Annotated in this window: 21 protein-coding genes; 10 read left to right on the top strand and 11 right to left on the bottom strand. The window is 59.1% G+C overall.

The genetic code is table 11. The features are described 5' to 3' along the window. Nucleotides 1–8: 8 nt before the first annotated feature. From EQG79_RS04790 to EQG79_RS04780, 3 genes are read left to right on the top strand one after another with little or no spacing between them, the layout of a single operon-like run. A complete protein-coding gene (locus EQG79_RS04790; RefSeq protein ID WP_129600316.1) occupies nucleotides 9–215 on the top strand; it encodes a hypothetical protein in 207 nt (68 codons plus the stop codon). Further along, nucleotides 208–465: a type II toxin-antitoxin system RelE family toxin gene (locus EQG79_RS04785; RefSeq protein WP_129600314.1), complete on the top strand. Its 258-nt coding sequence runs from the start codon at nucleotides 208–210 to the stop codon at nucleotides 463–465. Before EQG79_RS04790 ends, EQG79_RS04785 begins: the two co-directional genes overlap by 8 nt. A gap of 14 nt (nucleotides 466–479) precedes the next feature. Beyond that, entirely contained in the window at nucleotides 480–977 is a 498-nt protein-coding gene (locus EQG79_RS04780; protein ID WP_077919118.1) for a Rad52/Rad22 family DNA repair protein, read from the top strand. A 146-nt stretch (nucleotides 978–1,123) separates the two neighbouring features. On the opposite strand, the gene EQG79_RS04775 is transcribed toward EQG79_RS04780, so the two are convergent. Together EQG79_RS04775 and EQG79_RS04770 are read right to left on the bottom strand one after the other, a co-directional pair. Continuing rightward, nucleotides 1,124–3,295: a M28 family peptidase gene (locus tag EQG79_RS04775; protein WP_129600312.1), complete on the bottom strand. Its 2,172-nt coding sequence runs from the start codon at nucleotides 3,293–3,295 to the stop codon at nucleotides 1,124–1,126. Between the two features lie 137 nt (nucleotides 3,296–3,432). Beyond that, nucleotides 3,433–4,140 (bottom strand): LolA family protein, encoded by a 708-nt coding sequence (locus tag EQG79_RS04770; protein WP_077919116.1) that lies wholly within the window; start codon nucleotides 4,138–4,140, stop codon nucleotides 3,433–3,435. Nucleotides 4,141–4,305: 165 nt separating this feature from the next. On the opposite strand from EQG79_RS04770, the gene EQG79_RS04765 reads away from it, so the two are divergent. Together EQG79_RS04765 and EQG79_RS04760 are read left to right on the top strand one after the other, a co-directional pair. Next, on the top strand, nucleotides 4,306–5,166 hold the full coding sequence (locus EQG79_RS04765) for a methylated-DNA--[protein]-cysteine S-methyltransferase (RefSeq protein WP_129600310.1): 861 nt from the start codon (nucleotides 4,306–4,308) through the stop codon (nucleotides 5,164–5,166). A gap of 114 nt (nucleotides 5,167–5,280) precedes the next feature. Continuing rightward, nucleotides 5,281–6,159: an alpha/beta fold hydrolase gene (locus tag EQG79_RS04760; protein WP_129600307.1), complete on the top strand. Its 879-nt coding sequence runs from the start codon at nucleotides 5,281–5,283 to the stop codon at nucleotides 6,157–6,159. 39 nt (nucleotides 6,160–6,198) lie between these two features. Here EQG79_RS04760 and EQG79_RS04755 read toward each other — a convergent pair whose 3' ends face one another. After that, nucleotides 6,199–7,686, bottom strand: coding sequence for an aminotransferase-like domain-containing protein (locus EQG79_RS04755; RefSeq protein WP_129600305.1), 1,488 nt, complete (start codon nucleotides 7,684–7,686; stop codon nucleotides 6,199–6,201). Nucleotides 7,687–7,772: 86 nt separating this feature from the next. Here EQG79_RS04755 and EQG79_RS04750 point away from each other — a divergent pair, with 86 nt between their 5' ends. The 3 genes from EQG79_RS04750 to EQG79_RS04740 are packed head-to-tail and all read left to right on the top strand — an operon-like array spanning nucleotide 7,773 to nucleotide 9,502. Next, nucleotides 7,773–8,390, top strand: a complete 618-nt coding sequence (locus EQG79_RS04750) for a pyridoxamine 5'-phosphate oxidase family protein (protein WP_129600303.1) — start codon at nucleotides 7,773–7,775, stop codon at nucleotides 8,388–8,390. Then, entirely contained in the window at nucleotides 8,387–8,848 is a 462-nt protein-coding gene (locus EQG79_RS04745) for a GNAT family N-acetyltransferase (protein ID WP_129600301.1), read from the top strand. The genes EQG79_RS04750 and EQG79_RS04745 overlap by 4 nt, the downstream gene beginning before the upstream one ends. 18 nt (nucleotides 8,849–8,866) lie before the next feature. Then, nucleotides 8,867–9,502, top strand: coding sequence for an FMN-binding negative transcriptional regulator (locus EQG79_RS04740; protein ID WP_129600299.1), 636 nt, complete (start codon nucleotides 8,867–8,869; stop codon nucleotides 9,500–9,502). Here the strand turns inward: EQG79_RS04740 and EQG79_RS04735 are convergent. The 7 genes from EQG79_RS04735 to EQG79_RS04705 form a co-directional block, all read right to left on the bottom strand. Then, complete coding sequence (locus tag EQG79_RS04735; RefSeq protein WP_129600297.1) at nucleotides 9,497–10,351, bottom strand: universal stress protein; 855 nt, start codon at nucleotides 10,349–10,351, stop codon at nucleotides 9,497–9,499. The genes EQG79_RS04740 and EQG79_RS04735 overlap by 6 nt on opposite strands. A 73-nt stretch (nucleotides 10,352–10,424) precedes the next feature. Next, nucleotides 10,425–10,952, bottom strand: a complete 528-nt coding sequence (locus EQG79_RS04730) for a hypothetical protein (protein WP_129600295.1) — start codon at nucleotides 10,950–10,952, stop codon at nucleotides 10,425–10,427. Next, nucleotides 10,949–11,806: a vitamin B12 dependent-methionine synthase activation domain-containing protein gene (locus EQG79_RS04725; RefSeq protein WP_129600293.1), complete on the bottom strand. Its 858-nt coding sequence runs from the start codon at nucleotides 11,804–11,806 to the stop codon at nucleotides 10,949–10,951. Before EQG79_RS04725 ends, EQG79_RS04730 begins: the two co-directional genes overlap by 4 nt. Next, nucleotides 11,806–12,558, bottom strand: coding sequence for a dioxygenase family protein (locus EQG79_RS04720; RefSeq protein ID WP_129600292.1), 753 nt, complete (start codon nucleotides 12,556–12,558; stop codon nucleotides 11,806–11,808). Before EQG79_RS04720 ends, EQG79_RS04725 begins: the two co-directional genes overlap by 1 nt. Before the next feature lie 223 nt (nucleotides 12,559–12,781). After that, entirely contained in the window at nucleotides 12,782–13,378 is a 597-nt protein-coding gene (locus EQG79_RS04715) for a YceI family protein (RefSeq protein ID WP_129600290.1), read from the bottom strand. A gap of 207 nt (nucleotides 13,379–13,585) precedes the next feature. After that, complete coding sequence (locus tag EQG79_RS04710; protein WP_077919105.1) at nucleotides 13,586–14,404, bottom strand: PepSY-like domain-containing protein; 819 nt, start codon at nucleotides 14,402–14,404, stop codon at nucleotides 13,586–13,588. Nucleotides 14,405–14,625: 221 nt separating this feature from the next. After that, nucleotides 14,626–16,092 carry a S41 family peptidase gene (locus EQG79_RS04705; RefSeq protein ID WP_129600288.1) on the bottom strand — a complete coding sequence of 489 codons (1,467 nt, stop codon included), beginning with the start codon at nucleotides 16,090–16,092 and terminating at the stop codon, nucleotides 14,626–14,628. Nucleotides 16,093–16,332: 240 nt separating this feature from the next. Between EQG79_RS04705 and EQG79_RS04700 the strand changes: the two genes are divergently transcribed. Next, a complete protein-coding gene (locus tag EQG79_RS04700; RefSeq protein ID WP_077919103.1) occupies nucleotides 16,333–17,496 on the top strand; it encodes a sensor histidine kinase in 1,164 nt (387 codons plus the stop codon). Continuing rightward, on the top strand, nucleotides 17,468–18,226 hold the full coding sequence (locus EQG79_RS04695; RefSeq protein WP_077919102.1) for a LytR/AlgR family response regulator transcription factor: 759 nt from the start codon (nucleotides 17,468–17,470) through the stop codon (nucleotides 18,224–18,226). The genes EQG79_RS04700 and EQG79_RS04695 overlap by 29 nt, the downstream gene beginning before the upstream one ends. Here EQG79_RS04695 and EQG79_RS04690 read toward each other — a convergent pair. After that, on the bottom strand, nucleotides 18,223–19,065 hold the full coding sequence (locus EQG79_RS04690; RefSeq protein ID WP_077919101.1) for a hypothetical protein: 843 nt from the start codon (nucleotides 19,063–19,065) through the stop codon (nucleotides 18,223–18,225). The two genes, EQG79_RS04695 and EQG79_RS04690, sit on opposite strands and share 4 nt — an antisense overlap. Between the last annotated feature and the right edge of the window lie 172 nt (nucleotides 19,066–19,237).

The following is a 19,237-nucleotide window of genomic DNA, read 5'->3' as shown; positions in this document are numbered from 1 at the left end:
CTAACCAGATGAACAAGACACTGCACCCCCAGTATATTACCGACGAGCAGGGTAAGCGAGTCTCGGTTGTTTTGCCGATTCAGCAATGGCAACAGGTGCTGGATGACCTGGAGGAACTCGATGACATTCGGCTTTATGATGAAGTGAAGGCGCGACAGGAGCCGACTCGTTCGCTGGCCGATTATCGCAAAAAACGACAGCCGTCGAATGACTGAGTATGCAATCGTATTGACCCGGACTGCCCAGAAACAGCTGGATAAGTTGCCCGATTCAGTGGCTGAAACACTGCTTGACGCGATCGAACTGTTAGCCGCTGACCCTCGTCCGGACGGTTGTAAAAAGCTGAAAGGGCGCGCCGGGTATCGACTGCAAAAAGGTGACTATCGCATCATTTACGACATTCACGACGATGTGTTAACGGTTAACGTAATTGGCGTTGGGCATCGGCGGAATATTTATGACTAAGTAAACAACAACCAATGGACTTGAACGTACTCACGGCTCCGCTCACGACGCACGAAATCGAATGGCGGGTGCAGAGCCAGACCAAAGATGGTCAGAAGATTATTGTCGTGCCTTACATTACCAACCGCTGCGTGATGCAACGCTTCGACGATCAGTTCGGCTGGGCGGGCTGGCAGAACGAAATCCGCGAAATAGAAGGGGGGTTTTTATGCACCATCACGGCCGTATTGCCCGGTGGCGAGATTGTTCGCAAGACCGATGGCGCCAGCCGTACCGGGATCGAACCCATCAAGGGCGGTATCAGCGATGCCATGAAGCGGTGCGCCGTACAGTTTGGGCTGGGCCGCGCGCTCTACGACTTCCCGAAGGTATTCATCGAAACAACCGATAAGTACATACCCAACTGGGCTACGCCCCTGCTGGACAAGATGGTCGATAAAATCAACGCGGGTGGAGTCGTTCGCGATGTGGTCGTGCTCAAACCCGAACACGCCAAGCCGGCCAAAGCGTAAACGCTGTTTAAGCCAGTTCTTCGATCCTGAATTGCTTAACCGGCTTTTGGGGTAAACGTGCACCTGCTTACCTGTTGGCGCACGTTTACCCCAAAAGCCGGTTTTTGTCTGGGGGCTAATCAATAGCCTCGGCTAGGAAAATGATCTCATTTTCCTCCGCCTACGCTGGCCGGGCTACCCATACCCTGCGACAGGGCCAGTAATTTCTCACTTAAGGTGTTGATCGCTTTCTTGTAGCGCATTTCCAGCTCGGGCAGGTTGGCCGTCGATTTCAGCGAAGCTTCGTAGAGTAAGCCCGGCAGCATCCAGGACGCGTAGCCGCTGTTGGGGTCCGATGATGCGTAGAGCGACCGGTACCACGATCCGAACGCATTGCCTTTGGGGTCGATGAAGGCCCGCTCCAGCAGCCGAAGTTCGCGGTTCAGGTCGACCAATTTGTCGGTACGGCCGGTTTTTAGGTAGTTCTGGCGGGCTGCTTCGCAGGCATCGGCGCTCTTCTTTAGCTCGGTGACGGCGTCGAGCAGGGGCTGAATGGTATAGGTCGGCGCGTAGGCTTTGATGGCCCGTTCGGCGGCTTTGAGGTGGACGGTCAGGTCGTTCGGGTAGCGGGCCACATCGTAGGGAACAAGATCGGCGTTGGCCAGTCGCAAGGTCATCGTACCCACTACCTGCTCCATCATCGGACCCATTTTGTAGGTCGGGTCGGCAAACTTGTCGTAGAAATACAGATCGTCGTATTGCGAGTGGTACAGCGTCGGGCCTTCCATACCGGCGCTCAGGGCGGGTATGCCCACGTGCATGTACGGACCGATATGGTCAGACCCTCCGCCCAGGTTACCAATGGTTGGCTCGCCATCCTGTACGGCCGGTGCGCTCGATCCCGTAACGCGGGTGGGATTGCCCGCAGCTTTGTGGCCCATCCAGTGCTGGTAAACGGTCTTGTTCGAGTCGGGGTACTGCACCGACTGGGTAGCTTCGATGATCAGCTTTTTCAGGCTGGGCGAGGCCGAGGCTCCGAAGGTGCGGCCCGATACGGCTGCGTCGTAGTTCATGTAGGCTACGGCTTTCTGGGTCAGCTCATCGCGGAACTGCTCGCTCCATTCGGCCGAGCCAATGACGCCCGGCTCTTCGGCATCCCAGTGGCAGACCTTGATCGTGCGCCGGGGCCGCTGGCCTGTTTTGGCCAGTTTTCCGAACGACTCACACATACTCAGCAGCATGGCTGTACCCGAGTTGGGGTCGGTAGCCCCGAAGCTCCAGGCGTCGTAGTGGCAACCCGCAATGATCCATTCGTCGGGAAATTCGCTGCCCGTCAGCGTGCCGACAACCTGGTAGATGCGCTGGATAGACCGTTCCTGCTTCACCATGAGCCGCACCCGCAGGGCGTTGCCGCCTTCCAGCCGGTAGGTAAACGGAAGGCCACCCTGCCAGCCGCCGGGTACGGGGCGGGTGCCGGTCATGCGCTTCAGAATTTCAACGGCTGATCCGTAGGGGAGGGGCGTTACCGGAATTTTATGGAAGGCGACATCTTTCTCGGCCAGCCGTTTGGGCGTGTTTTTGGCATCCATGGGCAGGGCCGCTTCGCCGGGGGTGAGCGGATCGCCGGTATAGGGAACTGTCAGCAGCGAGCCGCGCTGGATCGTGCTCTCCGAGTAGAACGGCCCCTCGGGAAAGGTCAGACCCCGCATGTAGCCGCTATCGGCCGGGTCGGTGAAAATCAGCACGCCCGCAGCCCCGGCGGCCTGCGCAAACTGGGCTTTATACCCGCGGAAGTTGCCGCCGTACCGCGCCAGCACGATCTTGCCGGCCACCGAAACGCCCATGGCTTTGAGCTGCTCGAAATCTTCTTTCCGGCCATAGTTGGCGTAAACGACTTCGGCCGTCACGTCGCCCGAACCCGACCAGGCGTTATAGCCGGGGGTGAGCCGCGGGTCGCTGGCGTACTTGTCTTCCCGATAAATGAACTCGCGGATGTTGAGCGGCTGCCGAACGGGTTCGACCAGCTCGACCGCAATCTCGCCGGGGCCTTTGGGAAGCATCACATCGTGCGGGTAGATGTCGACCTGCCAGCCCGCTTTGCGCATGGTTTCGGCAATGTAGTCGCGGACGCGTTCGTTTTCGGGCGAGCCCGTAATGTGGGGCACGCTGCTTAACTTTTCGAGATGCGCCTTGAAGGCAGCCGGCGACTGTTTGGTCTTGAATTCGGTTTCGAGCTTCTGCTGGGCTTCCTGCCGCGCCGGTACGAACCCACTCAGGGTTTGGGCGCTGGCCGACAGGCCGGTGGCGAGCGTAAGGACAAGTAAAGCGGTTGGTTTCATACAGTCAGGTCGTTTGGTTACGATTCAGGCATAAGATAGGCAGAAAACAAAAGCCGGAAAATACGCAGCCCGTGAAAACGCCGAAGCCACCCCATCGGGAGGTGGCTTCGGTGACTGAAATCTCTAACTGGCTAATCTTATTTGGGTTTGGCAAAGATCGTCGCGTCGACCGGGGCGTTAAAGGTGATCTTGGTGATTTTGCCGGTGATCGGGGCGGGTACCATCGGTGAGGTTATTTCACTACCGTACGGAATGGTGAGCCCGTCGGTCGTTTTGTAGTCGGAGAACGAAGCCGTAATCTCACCCTGGGGCGTTGTGCCTTTCATGCCGACAAGCTGATAATTGGTGGCATCGACAAAATAGTTGAAAACGCCTTCGGGCCGGTTCACCTTCAGGTTGAACACGTCTTTGTCTTTGTATTTTTCTTTGCCGACCAGTTCGTAGGGGTATTTGCCACTCTTGACGTAAGCCAGCGGCATCATCTGCGGTTCGGTACCACTCTTGGCCGCTTTCATGGCCTCGGCGGGCATATCCTGCGGGGTCGTGCCGCCCTGCATCGGGTTGATCATCCAGCCTTTGTCGCCGTCGAATACGGTCGTTATCTGCGAACCCATCACCGATACGTCGCTGCGCATCGACTGACCAACGACGTACGTACTTTTAGCCGTCAGTTCGTTACCCATGACCGACATAGACTGCTCTACGTCGAGGGTTTTGATGGCAGCGACCTTGTCTGCCCCACCCAGCGCAGCCAGGTGTTTATCAATCACTTCGTCGGCCGTTTGTGCCAACGCGAGGGCCGGCACTGCCACGAAGGCAACGAAGGCAATCAGTTGTTTTTTCATGTAGAAATTAGCGTTAACGTATCCAAAGATACTAAATTAAGAACGTAAAAATTGACCGGTTTGTGATAAGTGGATACCAGTTTCGGGGGGCAAGTCCGCAAGAATCGGGTTGGCCTGGGGCGGGCGTATGCCGACCTTTGTAAGTGTCAATTGAACAACAAATTCATGAACACGAACAGCACCTACACCTATCAGCAGATGGCACAGGCAATTGAGCTGCTGGCGACTACCTACCGCGACCGGCCAACGCTGGCCGAACTGGCCAGCCGTGCCAACGTGAGCGAGTTCCACTTTCAGCGACTCTTCACGGAATGGGCCGGGGTGAGCCCCAAAAAGTTCAGCCAGTACCTGACGCTCGAACACGCCAGGCAGCAACTGCGGCAGGGTAGCCCGCTGGCCGACACGGCTTACGATGCGGGCCTGTCGGGTACGGGCCGGCTGCATGACCTGTTTGTTACCCTGGAAGGAGTTACCCCGGGCCAGTTCAGGCAGGCCGGAGCCGGGCTTCGGCTGCAGTACGGCCGGTTTGTAAGTCCGTTCGGTGACTATGTGCTCGGGGCCATCAACGGAAAAATAGCGGTACTGCAATTCCTGGATGAAACGGGACCGTCGGCTGAGTCGCTGCTTAGGGCTGCCTGGCCCGAAGCGAGCCTGTACCACGACCCGACCGCCCTCCAGCCCCTGGCCGATCAGATTTTCAGAGTCACGACGGCAGATGGTCAGTTGCAAAAACCGCTGTCCGTCTTACTGCGCGGGTCGGCCTTTCAGCTAAAAGTATGGGAAGCGCTGCTGCGGATTCCGGAAGGACGCCTGGTCAGCTACGACCAGATTGCCGCATCCATCGGGCAGCCCACGGCCTCGCGGGCGGTCGGCACGGCCATCGGAAACAATCCGGTCGGATATCTGATTCCGTGCCACCGGGTCATCAAAAAAACCGGACTCTTTGGCGGATACCGCTGGGGCGCTGACCGGAAACAGGCCATGGTTGGCTGGGAAGCCGCCCGGACCGCTTCCGGCGCTGACTGAATCCAGGGCCGACCGGATCGCAGCCTGTTGCTGGCTCGGGCTTCCGACCGGTTGCTGACCGGGCCCGGCGGTAGTCCAATCAAACACGGTCCGATCCTTGCTGGTTAGACGGATATGGCTGCTTACGATCTGGAACATCATACGATACAAGTTACGGAGCCGGGGGCGCGCCCGCCGGTTCGGCTTCACGTGGTGCAGGCGGGTCCGGCCGATGGCCCCCTGCTCGTACTGCTACACGGCTTCCCCGAATGCTGGTTTGGCTGGAAACAACAGATCGGGCCGCTGGCGCAGGCCGGCTACCGCGTTTGGGTGCCCGATCAGCGGGGCTATAACCTCAGCGACAAACCGGCCGGTATCGACGCCTACACCATCGATATCCTGGCGGCTGATGTGGTCGCGCTCATCGACGCAGCCGGTCGGCAGAGAGCTATCGTTGTCGGACACGACTGGGGCGCGGCCGTTGCCTGGTGGGTAGCGGCCACCGCGCCGGAGCGGGTCGAGCGGCTGGTCGTGCTGAACGTACCGCATCCGGGGGTGATGAAACAGGTGGCGAGCCGCGACCCGGGGCAGATGCTGCGGAGCTGGTACATCGGTTTTTTCCAGATACCGTGGCTCCCTGAAGCCATTTCCCGGCTGAACAACTGGGCTATGCTGGCCCGGACCATGCGCAGCAGCAGCCGGCCGGGTACGTTCAGCGATGCCGATCTGGATCAGTACCGGGCTGCCTGGAGCCAGGGCGGGGGCGCTCTGCGGACCATGATCAACTGGTACCGGGCCGCGCTGAAACACCCGCCAAAGCGAAACACCCAGCTCCGAATACGGGTACCGACCCTCCTGATCTGGGGCGCCCGGGATCGGTTTCTGAAGCGGGAGATGGCGCAGCCGAGCATTGACCTGTGCGACAGCGGCCAGCTGGTGTTCTTCGAGAACGCTACCCACTGGGTTCAGCACGAAGAAGCCGACGCGGTTACGGCGCTGATTGCCGCCGGCTAGATAAACCAACCGATCGATGATTGGTAGGCTGACAACCGGTTACCGATTGTTCACGGCTTGTTTCAGCAGCGCCACCGCCTGCTCCAGCTCGGCTTCTGTGCTTGAGGCAAACCCCAGCCGGGTGCCGTTGAGCCGTTGCCCCGGCGGATTATGAAACAACCCATTGGCTAAGGACAGCCCCGTTTGTCGGGCCCGTTCGGCGAGACTGGCCATGTCGATGGCCGGGTCGAACGTAGCCCAGACGGCCAGACCGCCATCGGGCCGGGTAAACTGTACGGCCTCGGGCAGGGCGGTGCTGAGCAGCTGGCAGAAATAATCGCGTCGGCTTTCGTACGTACGCAGCGCCTTCCTGAAATGGCGTTTCAGCACCCCCGTTTTGATCAGCTGGCCAATGGCGAACTCCAGCATCTGGTCGCCCTGCCGGTCGATGATGCGCCGGAGCTGAGCCAGCTCGGTAATGACGGCGGTGGGCGCTACGACATACCCAACCCGAAAAGCAGGCGCTACCGACTTGGTGAGCGAACCCACGTATACGACCATGCCGCGCTGATCGGCGCTGGCCAGTGGCAGAATGGGGCGGCTCAGGTAGTGAAAATCATAGTCGTAGTCGTCTTCTAGAATCACGAACCCATACTGCCCGGCCAGTTGCAGCAGCCGCACCCGCCGGTCGGCCCGGAGGGTAACCGTTGTCGGGTAGTGGTGGTGGGGCGTCACGTACACCATCCGGATCGGTCGGCCCAGGCGTTGCTGCCGGTCGCAGAGGTCGGCCAGCTGGTCTGTGTTGAGCCCGTGCTGATCGACCGCAACGGGCAGTACCGTAGCGCCGGTGTTGAGGAAGTTCATGGTGGCACCCGCCCAACTGGTCAGCCCCGTGGCTACCACATCGGCGGGGCGGAGCAGCAGCTGACTCGCCAGGTGCAGGCCCATGATGCTGCCCCGGGTAATGAGCACATTGTCTGGGGTGGTATGCAGGCCCCGGGTTTCGTTGAGGTGCCGGGCCAGCTGTTCGCGCAGGAGCGGGTGGCCTTTGGTGTCGCCGTAGCCGAAGTGCTGTTGCGGATTGCCCCACCGGAAATAAGACCGATAGGCGCGGCTCAGCTCGTCCATAGGGGCCAGCCGGATGTCGGGAAAACCGTCGTCCAGCCGCAGGCCACCCGGGTTGGTGAGTACCGGCCGGGCCAGAAACGAGCGGGGCTCGAACGAATAGCCGGGCTGGTGCCGGACCGACGGCAGGGCGAGACTGTCGGCCAGGGGCTGAGGCCGGCTGTCTAGGGCGTGACTCGTAACAAAGGTGCCGCTGCCCGACCGGCTTTCGAGCCAGCCCTGCGCCAGCAGCTCGTCATAGGCAGCCACCAGGGTTTGCCGGTGCAGACCCAGCAGCTGGGCCAGCTGGCGGGTGCCGGGCAGGCGCTGCCCGGCCGTCAGGGTGCCGGACCGGATCAGTTGCTGAAGCTGGTCGGCCAGCTGGACGAAGACGGGTGTGGCGGCTGTTTTATCGACGGCGAGCAGCGACTTGAAAGGAAGCATAACCGGACTAGCTGTTTTGTATAAACCGGACGATTTGTACGGGCCGGTAAAGTACGACTTTTGCCAGAGAAACGATTGATACCGCCATGACAACATCCCGCCTTATCCCCAGCCGACTGGCCAAACGCGCTCACTACGACGCCGAAACGATCCACCCCATTCTGGACGAAGCCCTGTTCTGTACCGTCAGCTACGCCGTTGACGGGCAGCCCATGGCCATCCCAACGGCCTATGCCCGCCAAGGAGACAAACTCTACATCCACGGATCGGTGGGGAGCCACTTTATCCGGACCATCGAAGCGGGGGCGCCGGTCTGTATTTCGGTGATGCTGACCGATGGGCTGGTGCTGGCCAAGTCGGCTTTTCATCACTCGGTAAACTACCGGTCGGTGGTTATCTTCGCTACGGCCGAGAAAGTAACCGACGAAGCCGAACGGATGGAAGCGCTGGCATTGATAACGGACCACCTGGTGCCGGGGCGCTGGGCTGACCTGCGCCCGACTACCGATAGTGAGATGCGTAAAACCACGGTGCTGGCTTTTTCGCTGCACGAAGCATCGGCCAAAGTGCGCACCGGTGGCCCCTCCGATGATCCGGAAGACATGGACCTGCCCACCTGGTCGGGGGTCGTGCCGATGCAAACCGTTCGGCTGGCGCCAGTGCCCCAGGATTCCGACAGGCCCTTACCTGACTATCTGCAATGATACAGATCAGACCCTGGCAGGTTGCCGATACGGAGCCGTTGCTGGCTGTGTTCCGGAAAAACGTACCGGTCGCTTTCGGCGAGAGCGAAGTAGCCGAGTATGCCGACTTTCTGACTACCTACCAGGAGCCCTATGTCGTGGCCGAACACGAAGGCCGGGTGGTCGGCGCCTGCGGGCACTCGATCCGGCTCCACGAACAGAAAGCGCACATTGTCTGGATTTTTGCCGATCCGGCGCTGAAAGGACTCGGTATAGGTACCGCACTGATGCGGTATAACCTGCTGGCGATCCGGCAGTATCCGGAGGTAACGGAACTAATTTGTCGCACCTCGCAGGTTGCGTATGCCTTTTTCGAACGATTCGGCTTCCAGCTGCAGTACACCCAACCCGACTATTGGGTGCCGGGCCTCGATCTCTATTACATGACCGTGAAGCCGGACGGGCTTCGGGGCCTGTAACGTACCCCATAACCGCCTATGTACATCAATAAACACAACCGGGAGACCGATCCCGAGAGGCTGCTCCAGTTTATGCAGGCGCATAGCTTCGCCTTGTTCATCACAACCGGGGAAAACGGTATGCCCATGGCTACACATCTGCCCATCGAGCTGGTGGTCAGTGCCGACGGGCCGCATAAACTGGTTGGGCATCTGGCCAAAGCGAACCCGCAATGGAAAACGCTGGTGCCGGAAACGCCCGCGCTGGTGGTGTTTTCGGGGCCGCACGCCTATATCTCGTCGTCCTGGTACGATCATCCCAACGTGCCAACCTGGAACTACCTGTCCGTACAAGCCAGCGGCCGGACCCGCATCCTGTCTGACGACGAAACGCTGGCCCTGCTGCGGATACAGCTAGATCGCTACGAGGCCGCTTCCCAGCATCCGGTATCGGTCGATAGCCTGACCGAAGCGTACGTGCGCCGGGAGATGCGCGGTGTGGTGGCGTTCGAGATGACCATCGACACCCTGGAGGGGGCCGCCAAACTGAGCCAGAACCGGGACGATAAGAACCATGCGGCCATCGTAGCCCAGCTCCGGCAGCAGAGCGACCCCAATGCCCGGCGTATTGCCGACGAAATGGCCGCCCGGCGTCAGCCGCCCGACCGGTTATAAGTCGCCTTTGTCCTGATAAATCAGCAGCGGCACGTCCGATAGCTTCACCATCCGGCTGGTCAGGCTGGGGTTGAGCAGGCCCGACAGGAAGTCGCGCTCGCGGGTCGTCATCACCAGCAGATCGACGGTATGGTCGCTCAGGTAGGTTTCCAGGCCACCCGTTACGGTGTTGGCCTCAACGGTATCGACGGGGAGCGGTTCGGTGCCGTAGACCGCCTGGAGCTGGGCCGTCATCTCGGCATCGTCGTTGAGGTTAGGCTGGTTGCTGGCGCGTACGTGCAGCACCCGCAGCGAAGCCCCGAAGCTCCGGGCCAGCGCCACGGCCTGCGCAAACGTATCGTCCTGATCAAACTCGAGGGGTGTCGTAAAGACCAGTTTTTGCAGCGATACGGGCCGGGCTTCGTCTGACTGATCGGCGGGAACGACCAGGACCGGACAGTGGGCATCGCGGGCAATGCCGGTGGCTTCGCTGCCAATGAGCCGGTCGAAGAACGAAGACAGATCACTGCGCCCGGTTACGATCAGGTCGGCCTGGTGTTCGCGGGCGGCTTCCAGAATGGCTTCTTTAACAGCACCCCGGCGCAGGTCGGTCTGGCAGGTGAGCCCTTCGGCTTCCAGCTGGCCGGCCAGCTTCGTGAGCTGGTCCTGATAAACGGGTTCGGTATCCATCAGTACGGTCGTACCCACGCCCAGATCGCCAATGACCGGCATCGATGTGTCGGGCATGGGCATGGGCTGCACGTGAAGGAGTATAAGCCGGGCGTTGTAGTGGCTGGCCAGCAGACGCGCCCAGTTCAGGGCCTGATTGGTGGCTTCGCTCAGGTCGGTAGGCAACAGAATCGTGTTCATGGTGGAAGAGGTTGTTTCCTGCAATAAACACAAAAAGCAGGGCAACCTTCCCGAAACCCGTGTTGTCTGATTGTTAAGCCGTGGGCAAATACGGGCTGGCCTGGTACGAACAAATGCTCAGATTGGGCTGCACCAGAAGCAGGAACGTATCGACCGGCTCAGGGCTGTCGGCTGGATCGATGGCGCTCAGCAGCAGGTGGTTACCCACCGTATCGAGCCAGGTCAGCGAATCGGTCAGGTAGGTGAGCGCGATCCGGTGCTGGCTCCGGTCGGTGATGTGCGAATCGAGCAGGGTAAACCGATGCTCGACGAACGAAACCGGCTGGCCGATCGCGTCGACCAGCCCGGGTATCTGCCCGTTCAGTTCGTTTACGTACAGGCCTATGGCGAAGCTGACCCGAACCGACAGACCGGGGTCAGCCTGCGGAACGGCGGCCCGAACCTGCTGATAGGTGGTGTACTGGTTGTTGGGATTGTAGGCCTGTACCTGCAGGCGAAACTCCTGGTACGAGTCGGCAAAAACAACCTTTTCGAACTCGGAGCGGGCACTCCCGGCGTCGATGAGATGACGGAAGGCCAGCCGGATGCGGGCTTTACTCATGCGTTGACTATGGGCGGATTAGCGACGGACTGGGGCGGAAAATGTCGGGCCCTGGGGTGGGCAAAGAAAAAACCAGAGTCGGCCGAAAGCGGGTTGGCGGGGTCGTTGACGATACCGATGTCTGGCGTCAGGCCCAGCAGGGCCGACAGCCCGAAGCGCTCGACCGGGCCGGGGCAGGCGTAGTCGCCGATCGACACCCGAATGCCCTGGTGTATGCCTTCGATGATGTCGGTATTGCTCAGGTCATCGTCGTCGCAATAGGCCCAGATAAACCGCCTGAGCCGGTAGTGGAGGTAGTCAGCCACCGCCGATCGGTAGAGCGCGCAGAGGTCGGTAGCCAGAAACACCCGGTAGTCGTCTTCGGCAGCAGCCCAGGTTTGAATGGCCGCACCGATACGCTGGTCGAGCCGGACCGCGTACCCGCCGATGTAGTCCGACTCGCCGGTGGTCAGGAGAGCGGCTGGCTTGATCAGGTCGGCCAGGCAGTATGACGAACCATCGGCCACGGGCAGGCGGGGGAATGTCAGCCGAACGGCACCTCCGCCAGGGGGCTGAACCACCACCTGATCCCCTTCCGCCCAAGCCTGCCAGACGCCGAAGGTAACCTCAGGCCGCAGCAGCCCACGGGCAATCCAGTCATCGAGCAGGGCGTTGGCGTCGGCCAGTAAGCTGCGGGCCGTTGTGCACCAGTCCGGACTGTCGAGGGCGTCCGGAAACGGAACCGGGATTTCCCACTGCCGAAACAGCTCACTCCAGTTCAGATAGGTGCGTACCCGGTCGGTGTCGGCGGCATCGAAGGTCGACACGCCAACAAACCGGCTGGGAAACGGGCTGAACGCAGGCCAGTCGATCATCAGGCTTTTACGTAGATGGTATGAGTCAGGTTGTACCCACCGGTGGCGCTGTTAGCGGTAACGGTGGCGAGTTCATTATCCAGGGAGTCGCTGAGGATGTTGTCGCCGGAATTTTTGAGCGAGTTCTGTCCGTGCGCTTTGTAGAGATCGGTAGTATAGACGGCCGTGTTGATATCTTCCGGAAACGCAATCTGTGAGGTCAGCTTCAAGGTATTGTCTACGTAAACCTGCACGTGGATATGCGTAGCGCGACCCTGGTACCAGCCAGGATAGATACCCGTAAACTTTACCTGTCCGCTGGCATCGGTATACTGGAGGCCCCGCAGAAAGGTCTTGCCGGTATTGTTCTGGGTACCCAGGTAGCCCGAGTTGCTGTAGCCCGAATAATACCCGTCTTTATCGCAATACCAGATGTCGACGCGGGCATTGGCCAGCACGGCGCAGCTATTGTTTACGTTTTTAACGGTCATGGTCATGTCGAGCTGAAGGCCGGTTTTACCCTCGCGGATATCGACCCGTTGCAGGGCCGAACCCCGGCTGCTGTAGAGCGGGTAGGGGCCGTCGGTTTCGGTGTCGGTTACTACGCAGCTGCCGGTGGTGGAGCCGCCCGTGGTAGAGCCGTTGGTTGTTGTACCGCCAGGGGTAATTTCCGTCTGGCTGGAGCAGGACTGTAGCAGGGCCGGGGTCAGTACCGTGCTGGCAATGGCTTTGCGGAGAAAACTCAGCCGGGAGATGGGTTCGCTGGGGATCATAGAGCGCTGATGGCAGACGGGTTTGTGTCGTCTTCTGCATCTAGTACGTCTACAGGCCCGGCTTCGTTGCCCGCTTTCCGGCTTGTGTAGAGCAAGGCGGCTAATGTGCCGACCAGCCTGCTCAGGGTGCGACGTAGGGAAACTACTTCCGAAAAAAAAGCCGCGGTCCCGGTAGCCCACAGAAGGCATACGGAGACCGCGGCTACCGGTAAAGCGCTGCGTATTATTTCTTTTCGGCTACCGAGCCATCCTGTTTGGTGAACTCACCGGCCGCTTTCAGCTCCACTTCGTCGCTGACAACGGTTACCGGAATGGTACCGAGGCTGAAGTCTGACCGTTTGATCAGGCCGGTTACTTTGAAGCCTACTTTTTCCTGCTTGCCGCGGGGGCTTTCGTTGGTGACGGGGCCTGTCATCACCACATCGAGGGTAACGGGCTTCGTAATGCCGTGCATGGTGAGGTCGCCAACGGCTTTGTATTTCTTGCCTTCTACCTTGGTAAACGACTTGCTTTTGAAGGTAAGCGTCGGGTATTTGGCGGCATCGAAGAAGTCAGGGCTCTTGAGATGGCCATCGCGCCGGTCGTTGTCGGTGTTGATGCTGTTGACGTCGGCCGTCAGGTCGAATACGGCATCCGAGAGGTCCGGTTTGGCAGCCGTTACTTTGGCGTCGAATGTTTTGAAATTACCGTCCACTTCAGACAGCATCAGGTGAGTAACCGTGAAGCCGACTTTCGAGTGCGACTTGTCGACCGCCCAGGTCTGGGCTTGGGCTGCGAAGGCGAACAGGGCAATAGCTGGGGTAAGGAAAAGACGTTTCATTGGATATACGGTTTTTATTGGGGTAATACTCAGTTACAACGGTAAATATGCCTAGAAATTAGATGCTGCTACACGTATTTTTTCCGAATGCCGAAATTCCATGAGCGAATCCCTGTTTTAGCCTCTTTAATGCCCTGCGAGGCCCTGCAAAAAAAAGACCCGGCCAGATGACCAGGTCCTTTTTAGTTGAACAGACAACGGGTTCGGTTACCGCTTCCGGCGATTTATCTGAACAAATGTACCGTCGGCCGCAAACAGCAACTCGGCGGGGCCATTGCTGGCCGTCTGGATCAGGACTTTAAACTGCCCGGTGCTGCTTTTTCCGGCTACCTTAATCGTTGAGCCTGCGTAGTTGGTGCTGATATAGCTGGTTACCGAAGCGGGTAACTCGCTGGTTTTGATGATGGTATAGTCTTTAAACCCGCGAACGATTTCCTGAACAAAGGCCCCGCTGGTAGTAAACAACAGCGCCTTACGGCCGTCGGCCTGGGTAATCATGACGATATAGCCGCGGTCCGGATCATTGACGGCTGCGTTGATGGTAGCGCTGGCAAAGTTGGTGGTGATGTAGCTGGTAATGGCCGCTGGCAGCGAAGCCACCGCTATTTTGTTCAGGCTGTCGCGGTTTCCTTTGCCACCGTGTCCGCGGCCCGGACCCCCTTTGCCGGGGCCGCCACCCCGCAGGGACAGCTCTTTGTTGAACGTGCCGTCGGCGTTGAACAGCAAGGCTTTACGGCCGTCGGCCTGGGTGATGGCCACCAGGAAGTTCCCCGTATCGTCTTTGGCTGCGTAGTTGATGGTAGCGCTGGTGTACTTCGAGGTGATATACGCCGTTACAGCGGCTGGCAAAGCCGACACATCCACGCGGGTCAGACTGTCGCGGCAGTGGAAACCCGTTGAATCGGACGAAAGCCGGGCAGCCCCCAGCGTCGAATCGGCATCGACCGACAAACCTTCCTGCTGATTGCAACTCCACAGACCAATACCCAACAGGGCAATGAGGCTGGATAAAATTAGTTTTTTCATGGTTGTTGTTTGGTTTACTGTAGACGATTACGTGGACTCTGGCTACTCCGTTGCAGCCTGTCCGAAATTTCTGGTAGCCTACCCGTGGGTGAGTAAAACTACCTGGCTGTGTATGAGCCGATCAGGCCTATAAAAAAACCAGCCGACCCTGCCGGGAGCACCTGTCTCCTCAGCGGGGTCGGCTGGTTCAGAACCAACCGGTAACGGTTGACGTAGCTGACTTAGTTGGCCAGCTCCAGTGTCTTCAGCGGTTTCACCATGCCATAGCGGGCACCGGCTTTGCGCTGGATGGATGAGCCGATCGAGCTGAGCGGATTGGCGTTGGCCGATCCGGCCCGGGCAGAGGGGGCGGTGCCGGTAATCTGCGCCAGGGCCGTGCCGAGCAGCGGTTCGCGCGTATCGCCTAGGGGCAGCAGGTTGAGCGGCTCTTCGACCTCGATCGTGGGTTTAAAACCACTGGCATAGTCAGACTGCCCCAGGCTGTTGAACGACTTGAACACAATCGGCTGCATGCCCCATTTTATTTTGCCACTGTCGTCGGTCAGGGTGATCGAGCCTACATTTTTGCCGGTCGTGGTCGTGCCGATGGTCGTCACGGTCATGTAGGGGCGCAGGCCGTTGATGATCAGCTCGCTGGCCGAGGCCGTATGGTCGGTGGTCAGCACAAATACGCGGCTGAGGTTAGCGCCTATATTCTGGGGCTTGGTAACGAAGTTGTTGACCAGAAAATCGCTGCCGTACTGGCGGGTCCAGGCCGCCGTCAGGGTCGGGTTGCATTCCTCGCGGAAAAACAATTTGCCGGTCGTAACGCCCTTGCCGATCAGGCTGGCCAGGTTCGTCGACGAAGAGGTATAGCCACCCGGGTTATAGCGCAGATCCAGCACCAGCTCGTTAACGCCCTGGGCCTTGAAATCGCTGAAGATGGCATCGATCTGGGCGTCGTATTCATTGGCACGGCTGTTGTTGGCGCCGGGAACGAACTGATTGTAAACCAGATAGCCAATCTTTTTGCTGCCGACCGTGTAGACCGAGTCCAGAAACACCGGATTCTCCTGAAAAACGGTGGCCGTAACGCTCCGGCTCACGTCCGTATCGACGAGGCTGCCATTATTGACGCTGGCCAGACCGAACGTAAAATTGGTGGTGTTACCAAAGAGCAGGCTGAGGTAATTGCTCCGGTTCAGCACCTGTCCGTTCACTTTCGAGATGATGTCGCCCCGTTTCAGCCCTGCCTTCTGGGCGGGGGAGCCGGGTAGTACGTACAACACCTGGGCAATGATATCGTCGGAGCCGGATGCCCGCAGGTACAGCTGGTATTCCATACCGGTGGTAGTGGTTTCGCCACTCAGGCTGGCCTGGAGTTCCTCCGCGCTTTCCTGAATCCAGGAGAAACGGTCGCCATCGGGGTTAGAAGTTGCGTTGTATGTATTCAGCAGCGAGTTGAAAAATGGCTCGGGGGCCAGCGTCAGGTCGGGGTTAGCCGGGATCTTCGTATTCCAGTAGTAGTAATACCGCATGTTGTCGAGAATCCAGTTGTTGACCTCGGCATTGGGGTTAGCGGCTGTGGTTGTCGTGGCGGGGGTCACCAGGTCTGCCTCTTTTTTACAGGCCGATAGCAACACCGCGAAGCTGGCGACAAGTACCCAGGGCGTCCGTCGCCGGGTAGGGTTTGTGCTTACGTTTCTCATAGTTATTTGTTGGATTGCAGGGATTTCCCACACTCGTATAACGATTATTACGCCCGTAGAATGCCCGACGTTGCATTAATAATCTATTAAAGTGGTAAACTTTATGGCCACGACGACGGTGGGCCTCTGTGTGCCGACGACCGGCGCTGAACCTGATTATATCGACACATTCGCAGCCCCTGTCGGCAGATGGAAGGCCAGAGCCGGTAAAGCCGCCCCAGGCTTGTATTTTGCATCCGTATGAAGTTTTTTGAACGCTACCAGACCGGGCTTCATCTGATTGGGTGGCTCGTTTTTATCGGATTGCCGTTTCTGACCCTGCCCACGTTTCTCTGGAACCAGCAGGATCTGATCAGCATCGGTATGGCCCAGTTGCTCACCAGCCTGCTGATCATTGCGTTCTTTTACGTCAACCTGCGCCTGTTGATGCCGAAGCTGCTCGACAGTCGTGATCAGGCTGGCTCGGATGGCCTCTCAACGGGGCAGTATCTGTTGATCGTGCTGGGGATGCTGGCTGGTGTCGTGCTGACCCGTTATGCCAGCTTTTTCCTGGTTCCACCCGCCGACATGATCCAGCGGTCGATGGGTGGCCCGGGGCCGGGTTTCCCGCCACCACCCGATGGCCACCGGGGGCCGGGACCGCATAGCCCCTGGCCGGGGGCACTGAGCAGTGGTATTTCGTTCGGATTTGCCATGATGGTCAGTTCGCTGATGGCGTTGTTCCGGTTTCATACCCGCAGTCGGGAAGCCCGGCAACAGATGGCCCTCGAAAAAGTATCGGCCGAACTGGCCATGCTTAAGCTACAGGTGAGTCCGCACTTTCTGTTCAATACCCTGAACAACATCCGGTGGCTGGCCCGCCGAAAGTCGGATCAGACCGAAACGGCCGTGGTTACCCTGGCCCAGCTGCTCCGGTACATGATTTACCAGGCGCAGCAGGACCGGGTGCCGCTGCGGCAGGAAGTCGACCATCTTCGCCATTATATCGATCTGCAGCAGATGCGGCTGGCCGATAAACATACCGTCAGTTTCAACTGCGAAGGCCCTATCGATGAGCATACCATCGAGCCGCTGCTGTTTATCCCGTTCGTTGAGAATGCGTTCAAGTACGGATTACACGGTCAGCGGGAGAGCCATATCCGCATCGGCCTGACCGTCACGGACGATACGCTGACCTTCCGGACCGATAACCCGGTTGCCGGGCCTCCGCCACTCGAGCCTGGTTCGGAGCCGCCAGAGGCTGGGCTGCCTGAGTCGGGAATCGGCGTCGCCAACGTCCAGAAACGGCTGGCGCTGCATTATCCCGGCCAGCACGCGCTGTCGCTGGTGCAGGAGGATAATCGCTTTCGGGTTGTACTGACCTTACATTTACGCCATGAACAAGCTCCGCTGCATCGCCATTGACGACGAACCGTTTGCCCTCGAGATGCTGGCCGACGATATTGCCAGGGTTCCTTTTCTGGAGCTTGTCGGGCAGTTTGCGAGTCCGCTCGATGCGCTGGATACCCTCCGGCAGCAACCGGTCGATCTGCTCTTTCTGGATATTCAGATGCCAACCCTGACCGGGGTGCAGTTTCTGCGCACCCTGCCGCAGCGGGCCGGCGTATCGGCACCCATGGTTATTTTCACAACCGCCTATGAGCAGTACGCCCTGGAGGGGTACGAACTCGACGTGGTCGATTACCTGCTCAAACCTATTCCGTTCGAGCGGTTTCTGAAAGCGGTCAACAAAGCGTACGATCTCTTCGCCCTCCGGCAGCCACCCCCCGCACCCGCCCCGCCCGATGCGCCGTCGGCGGCCACACCGCCCCCCACCCGGGGCTACTTCTTTATCTTCTCCGAATACCGGGAAATCAAGCTTTATTTCGATCAGGTGCTGTACGTAGAAGGACTGAAAGATTACGTGAAGATTTTCGTGGCCGATCAGGCGCGACCGTTCCTGAGCCGGCTGACGCTGAAAGCCATCGAGACCCGGTTGCCTGCCGAGTCGTTCTGCCGGGTGCATAAATCATTCATCGTATCGCTCGATAAAATCAGCTCGTTTCAGCGAACGAAAATTTTTGTGGGCAAGCAGGAGATACCCGTGGGCAGTAGTTATGTCGACGAGTTCGAGCGGAAATACGGGGCGGGCTAGGGAGCCGGCCGCTTCGGGGGTGGGGTGCGTCGGGCCCGTTTGTCGAGTTCCAGTTGCCGGTATACCTGCCTGAACTCCTGTCCGCTGGCAACGGCGTCGGTCAGAACCCGCACGTTGGCCCGCCCAACCGTAGTGAGCCAGCGCGATACCTCGTCGGCGGCCGTCTGGTAAGCGAGCATAACCCGTTCGTAGCCTCCGCCAAAAAAATCGCGGGTCGATTCGAGTTCCGAAAGCGGCAGCACCGACCGTTGGGTGAACGGAAGCTGGTACTCGTCGACGTCGAACGAGTCGGCCGGAGCGGGCGTATCGGCGGGTTTGTCCCAGAGGTCGGGGGGGCTGAACCGATAATCGACCATGAGCGCCAGCCCTTCGTTGAACCAGACGGGAATCTGCCGTTTCACCCGCCACCAGCCCAGCCGCGCAAACAGCTCGTCGTGACAAAGCTCGTGCGCAATGACGTCGGCGTTGTTGCCTTCTGGCCCAAGTACCAGAAACGAATCGCCCCAGGGCGTTCCCAGACTGCATCCGGCGCCTTCGCCACCCAGGCAATATTGTTCATAATCAGTCTGTTTCGGGCAGTAGATCAGTACGGCCTGGCCGCGTCGGTCGCCCCAGAACCGGCTGATCCGGTTGCGGGCCGTCAGCACGTGGGCTTTGAGCTGGCTGGTTTGCCGGGCTGTGGCTGCCTGATTGACGTATACCCCCGGGCTACCGTTCAGCAGGCGAAAGCCCGGCGTCTGTCCGATCCGCATACACCGCCACAGCTGCGGATACAGCAGCAGAAAACCAATCGGCAGGGCAATCAGTAAAGGCAGGAGATAACGAACAAAAAGGCGCAAGCGGAAGCAGATTTTATTCGACGCGAAGTAAGCGACGAAGTATACTACGAAGTACGGTATAAATTCAAGACGTCGTAAATCGCAGTTTGTTTGGTCAGAGCCGGCTGGCAAAACCAAACGCTTAGACAATACCTTACGATCAAAGCCGGATTACTGGCCTACTTTATTGGTT

The sequence above is a fragment of the Spirosoma sordidisoli genome (assembly GCF_004138325.1).
Classification (GTDB): domain Bacteria; phylum Bacteroidota; class Bacteroidia; order Cytophagales; family Spirosomataceae; genus Spirosoma; species Spirosoma sordidisoli.
Note: the sequence above shows the minus strand (reverse complement) of the source record. Positions and strands in the feature narration are given on the sequence as shown.